The sequence below is a fragment of the Chrysiogenia bacterium genome (assembly GCA_020434085.1).
Lineage (GTDB): Bacteria > JAGRBM01 > JAGRBM01 > JAGRBM01 > JAGRBM01 > JAGRBM01.
Window position 1 is genome coordinate 1 of record JAGRBM010000145.1, and the last position, 5364, is coordinate 5364.

6 protein-coding genes are annotated in these 5364 nt (G+C 64.4%); 1 reads left to right on the forward strand and 5 read right to left on the reverse strand.

Translation table 11 applies throughout. The annotated features are described in order from the left end of the window. Positions 1-451 (reverse strand): NAD-dependent DNA ligase LigA (locus tag KDH09_04735; protein ID MCB0218979.1); only part of this gene is annotated, 451 nt, incomplete at its 3' end. A 115-nt stretch (positions 452-566) separates the two neighbouring features. On the opposite strand from KDH09_04735, the gene KDH09_04740 reads away from it, so the two are divergent. Further along, positions 567-1163: a PilZ domain-containing protein gene (locus KDH09_04740; protein ID MCB0218980.1), complete on the forward strand. Its 597-nt coding sequence runs from the start codon at positions 567-569 to the stop codon at positions 1161-1163. On the opposite strand, the gene KDH09_04745 is transcribed toward KDH09_04740, so the two are convergent. The 4 genes from KDH09_04745 to KDH09_04760 form a co-directional block, all read right to left on the reverse strand. Beyond that, the gene (locus KDH09_04745) at positions 1160-2083 is read right to left on the reverse strand and encodes an MBL fold metallo-hydrolase (GenBank protein ID MCB0218981.1); all 924 of its coding nucleotides are present in this window, start codon (positions 2081-2083) and stop codon (positions 1160-1162) included. The genes KDH09_04740 and KDH09_04745 overlap by 4 nt on opposite strands. 4 nt (positions 2084-2087) lie before the next feature. Then, entirely contained in the window at positions 2088-2921 is an 834-nt protein-coding gene (locus tag KDH09_04750; protein ID MCB0218982.1) for a DUF4412 domain-containing protein, read from the reverse strand. Positions 2922-3128: 207 nt separating this feature from the next. Beyond that, the gene (gene meaB / locus KDH09_04755; GenBank protein MCB0218983.1) at positions 3129-4157 is read right to left on the reverse strand and encodes a methylmalonyl Co-A mutase-associated GTPase MeaB; all 1029 of its coding nucleotides are present in this window, start codon (positions 4155-4157) and stop codon (positions 3129-3131) included. 13 nt (positions 4158-4170) lie between these two features. Next, positions 4171-5364: cobalamin-dependent protein (locus tag KDH09_04760; protein MCB0218984.1), on the reverse strand; the 1194-nt coding region annotated here is incomplete at its 5' end.

A 5364-nucleotide genomic window follows, 5' to 3' on the forward strand; every position in this document is an offset into this window, starting at 1 on the left:
CGAGGGTGAAGAGCCCATCCTCGTAGGTGAGCTCGATGGCCAGCCCGTCGTACTTGGGCTCGCACACGTACTCGACCGTTTCGATCTCGATGTCTTCGGCGGCCAGGTTCTTGCGCACACGCTCGTCGAAGGCACTGAGTTCTTCCTCGTCGAACACGTTGGAGAGCGAGAGCATGGGGAGCGCGCGCTCGACCTTCTTGAGCTCGCTGACCGGTTCGTGTCCCACGCGCTGCGTGGGAGAGTCGGGCGTGACCAGCTCCGGGTGCGCGGCTTCGAGCTCTTCGAGCTCCCGGTACATCTTGTCGTAGGCCGCGTCGGAGATCTCCGGATGGTCCTTCACGTAGTAGAGGTAGCTGTGGCGGCGCAGCTCTTCCTGGAGCTTGTGGACTTTCTTTTTCGTCGCGGCGTCGGCGCTCAAGACGGCTCTCCCCGGGGCGCACAGGCCCCCGATTTACGGGCTTGTGACAAACTCAATATCCCGGCCCCGCGCCGGGCGCAAGGGGCTTGAAGCGCCTTCGCTTCGCGCGCTAGGCTCCACTTCGGCGCGGGGATTGGACCGACTCAACATGAACGAGACAGACGAAAAACGCCGCTTCCCAAGGGCCCACGTGGAGATCGAACTGGGCCCCTCACCGAGCCGGCCGGCCGATGCCGACGAGCGCATTGCCGATCTATCGCTGGGCGGCGCGCTGGTGCTGACGAACGAACCCCTGCCGCCCGGCAGTGAGCTCGATCTCAACTTCCGCATTCCCGGACGCAAGGATGTGATGAGCCTTCGCGCGCTTGTCCTGCGTGAGGTTCCCTACAAGAACGGCGCCGCCATGGCCGTGCGCTTCGACGCAATGGGCCTACAGGATCAGATCACGCTCGGCGCCTACGTGAGCGACCGCTTCTGGGATGAGCAGCTTCCCGACGCCGAGATCGCCGAAGAGATTGCCGATGAGCCCGAAGCGCCCGCAGCCGAAGCGCCGCTTCCCGAAGGTCTGAGCGTCGCCTCCCACGAGGACATTCGCGAAGCCGCCGCGCGCGCCGATGCCGAAGAGAAGAAGGAATGGGCGCAGGAAGGCTTCGTCGTCGTGCACAACGACGGCAGTGAAGTCGATACCCGGAAGATTCAGAAAGAGCTTGGCGGCGAGTTCATAGTGGTGGACACCAAGCGCTAGGCCTTGCGCGCAGCCGCCCTGCCCAACGAGAACGTTACAGCTTCCTCATACTCCGGCATGACAATTGGCGCGCCCGGCGCGTAGCGTTCCATTTCCCGAAAGAAGCCCCGCAGGTTGATTGCCGGCAGCAGGGAGAGCCCCGATTCGAGCGGCGAGAAGAATGCGTCGTAGTGGGTGGGGACGATCCATCTTGGTTTTAGAAAACCGATGAGCCGCTGGAAGTAGTCGCGCGTGGCGTAGCGCCCGGCAAGCCCGGGAATGAGCACGTCGGCCTGTAGGCCTTCAAGCTCCATGTCGATGAGGTCGGCGCTCCCGTTGTGATAGAGCGTGATGTCGCCCACCCGCATCCAGATCCCGAATGCCCCGCCCATGCGGTAGCCCGAGGCGCTGAAGTGTCCGCCGTGGGGGCAGCTCGTGATCTCGCCGTCGGCGGGAACTTTTCCGAAGAAGAACTTGCCGTGGCGACTGGGCACGAAGCGCACCTCGAAGTCGCCGAGCTGCTTCGTCACGCCGGTCTGTGGCACGTGGATGATGCGGTCTTCGGGCACGCCGCGCGCCGCGCTCACGCGGCAGGTGGACTCGCTCCCCATGACGCTTGCGCCCGTGCGCAGCGCGATCTCGGGCGCGTCCATCAAATGATCGTAGTGGGAGTGCCCGGTGAGCACGTAGTCGGCCCTTGGAAAGTAGCGCGCGCTCGCGCTCTCGTCGGGTTTGAGCTTGCCGCTGAGCAGCAGCTTCAAGAGCCCCGGCCTTGAGACGAAGGGATCGAGCAGCAGGGTCGTCTTCCCGGCCGTCAGTTCGTACCCGGCCGTCCCCAGCCAGCGCATCCGAAGCTGGCGCGCCGGATCGAAGTCGCCCGAGAGCCCCAGCAACGCCGGGGAGCGTTCCTTCGGGATTTCGAATCTGGGAAGAATCTTCACCGGCTCACTGCCCGTACTGCTCTTGCATCTGTTTCTTCATCTGCTCGGCCTGCTCCATCATCTTCTTGCGGAAGGCTTCGATCTCTTCAGGGGTGGAGTCAGGTCCAGGCATTCCCTCGGGCATTCCCATGCCCTGCCCCATTCCAGGGCCCATGCCGCCGCGGCCTTTGCCCTGCCCTTTGCCCATGCCTTTGCCGGGCATGCCCATGGGCATCTGCGGCATGGTCATCTTCGAGTAACCGGCGGGGATCTCGAAGAGGCCGGCGTCGACCTTGCCGACACGCAGGTTCTTGAGCTCCATGTCCATCTCGACGGCCTCGCCGCCCGAGTGGCTGGTGCCCTTCATCTTGATGGGAATATTGTGATCGCTTGTCAGCCAGAGCGTGCCGCCGCCGGTGCTGCCGTCGCGTTCCTTGACGGTGACCTGATACTTCGTGCAGGCAAAGCCGCCCACCGTCTCCGTGCCGACCTTCTTCATCTGCACGTCCTGCGCGGTGGTCCAGTCGACCGAGGCGTCCTTGCGGTTCTTCTCGGGCGTGGGCTCGCTGATCGAGTGTTCCATGTACATCTTCTGCTCGGGGATGAGCATCCACGTGAGGTTCTTGTCCATGCGCAGGATCATGATACCGTGGTGGCCCTGCACTGTGTGCTCGCGGCGCTCTTTCTTGCCCGAGTGGTAGATCTTGCCCTTCATGTTCATCTGCCCGTCACTGGATTTGACGTGCATGATCTGGTCGGCCTGGTAGTCGACCGTGGCCATGGGGAATTCGCCCGCGCGCGCGGCGGATGCAAGAAGCAGGAACGAAAGAACGGTCAGGAACGAAAGAACGGACTTCATCGGAAAACCCTCCGGGAATGCAGGCAGTGGAGCCAAGCCTAGAAAACCGCACGAAGAAAAGAAACATCGCCACAGAGGGCACAGAGATCACGGAGACAAGGCAGGAAGTAACCACAGATGAACACAGATCAACGCAGATGGAGAGGACTTGGGTCCCCAGGCGCAAATCATCTGTGTTCATCCGTGTTCATCTGTGGCTTCAAAGTCTCAGTCCTCATCCAGCGGATTGAGCCCGAAGGCTTCGAGGATTTCGTCGGCGGCAAAGCCGGCGGTGATCTCACCATTGGCCACGGTCTGTTCGAGTTTGGGAAGCGCGTCCACCACGTCCGGGTGATGGCGCAGCGCGCTCAGGAGCCGGTCTTCGACCTGGGTCCACATCCAGCGGACCTGCTGGCGCGCGCGCTTCTCGGCAAGCTCGCCGGTCTTGTCGAGCTTCTGGCGGTGGCTCTGGATGTGCCCCCACAGGTTGTCGAGTCCCAGGTTCTTGATCGCGCTGATGGTGATGCACGGCGGGTGCCAGGTCGGGCTGGCGGGCTTCATGATGTGGAGCGCGCTGGCGTAGTCGCGCGCGGCAAGTTTGGCCTTGATCTCGTTCTCCCCGTCGGCCTTGTTCACCGCAATCATGTCGGCCAGTTCAAGCACGCCCTTCTTGATCCCCTGCAGCTCGTCCCCGGCGCCCGGCAGCATGAGCACCAGGAAGAAATCGACCATCTGCGCCACTTCGGTCTCGTTCTGACCGGCGCCGACGGTTTCGATGAGCACCACGTCGAATCCCGCAGCCTCGCACACGAGCATGGACTCGCGCGTGACGCGGGTGACCCCGCCCAGCGTCCCCGCCGAGGGCGAGGGCCGGATGTAGGCGCCCGGATCGACCGAGAGTTCGCCCATGCGCGTCTTGTCGCCCAGGATGCTGCCGCCACTTCTCGACGAGCTCGGATCGACTGCAAGCACGGCGACCTTGTGTCCGTCGGCGGTGAGGTTCTTGCCGAGCGCCTCGATGAAGGTGCTCTTTCCAACGCCCGGCACGCCGGTAATGCCCACGCGGTGGGCGCCGCCGGTATGGGGCAGAAGCTGCTGAAGCAGTGCCTGCGCGAGCTTGTGGTGTTCGGGATTGCGGCTCTCGATCAGCGTAATGGCGCGCGAGAGGATCGTGCGATCGCCGGCGCGCACGCCGGCGACGTAGTCCTCCACGCTGAGTGTGCGCCGCCTGGGCGCGCCCGGTTGGGTTTCAGCCACGCTTCCGCCTTGCTCAGGCCACCTTGTTGGGGTAGCCCAGCGCCTCGTTGAGCTTGCCCAGAAGATCCACCGCCGCTTCGGAGATCACGGTTCCCGGAGGGAAGATCGCCGCGGCGCCGGCCTTCTTGAGGGCGTCGTAGTCCTGGGGCGGAATCACGCCGCCAGCCACAATCAGGATGTCCTCGCGGCCGAGCTTGGCGAGCTCCTGCTTGAGCTGGGGGATGAGCGTGAGGTGCCCGGCCGCCAGCGAGCTGGCGCCCACGATGTGCACGTCGTTCTCGACCGCCTGCTTGGCCGCTTCTTCAGGCGTCTGGAAGAGCGGGCCGATGTCCACATCGAAGCCCAGATCGGCGAACGCGCTGGCGATCACCTTCTGGCCGCGGTCGTGGCCGTCCTGCCCCATCTTGGCGATGAGGATGCGCGGGCGGCGGCCCTCGTTCTTCTCGAACTCGTCGACCAGCCCCTGAACCTTCTTGACGCTCTCGCTCTCCACGCCCACTTCTCCGCGATAAATGCCCGAGATGGCCCGGATGGTCGCCTTGTGGCGGCCCCAGACCTTCTCGATAGCGTAGCTGATTTCTCCGACGCTCGCCTTCTCGCGCGCGGCGGCCACCGCCAGGTCGAGCAGGTTGCCCTCGCCCCGGTCGGCGCAATTGGTGAGCGCCTCGAGCGCCTTGTCCACCTTTGCCTGATCGCGCTCGGCGCGCAGCTTCTTGAGCTTGGCGATCTGCGCCTCGCGCACGGCTGAGTTGTCGACCTTGAGCACGTCGATCTGCTCTTCTTCATCGAGGCGATACTTGTTCACCCCGACCACCGTCTGGCGGCCGGCGTCGATACGCGCCTGCGTGCGGGCGGCCGCTTCCTCGATGCGCAGTTTGGGGATGCCGGCCTCGATGGCCTTGGCCATGCCGCCGGTCTCCTCGACTTCCTGGATGTGCGACCACGCGCGCTCGGCAAGGTCGCGGGTGAGGCGCTCGACGTAGTAGCTGCCGCCCCAGGGATCGATCACCTGCGTGGTGCCCGATTCCTGCTGCAGGAAGAGCTGGGTGTTGCGGGCGATGCGCGCGCTGAAGTCCGTCGGGAGCGCCAGCGCCTCATCGAGGGCGTTGGTGTGGAGCGACTGGGTGTGGCCCTGCGAGCTGGCCATCGCCTCGATGCAGGTGCGAATGACGTTGTTGTAGACGTCCTGCGCCGTGAGGCTCCAGCC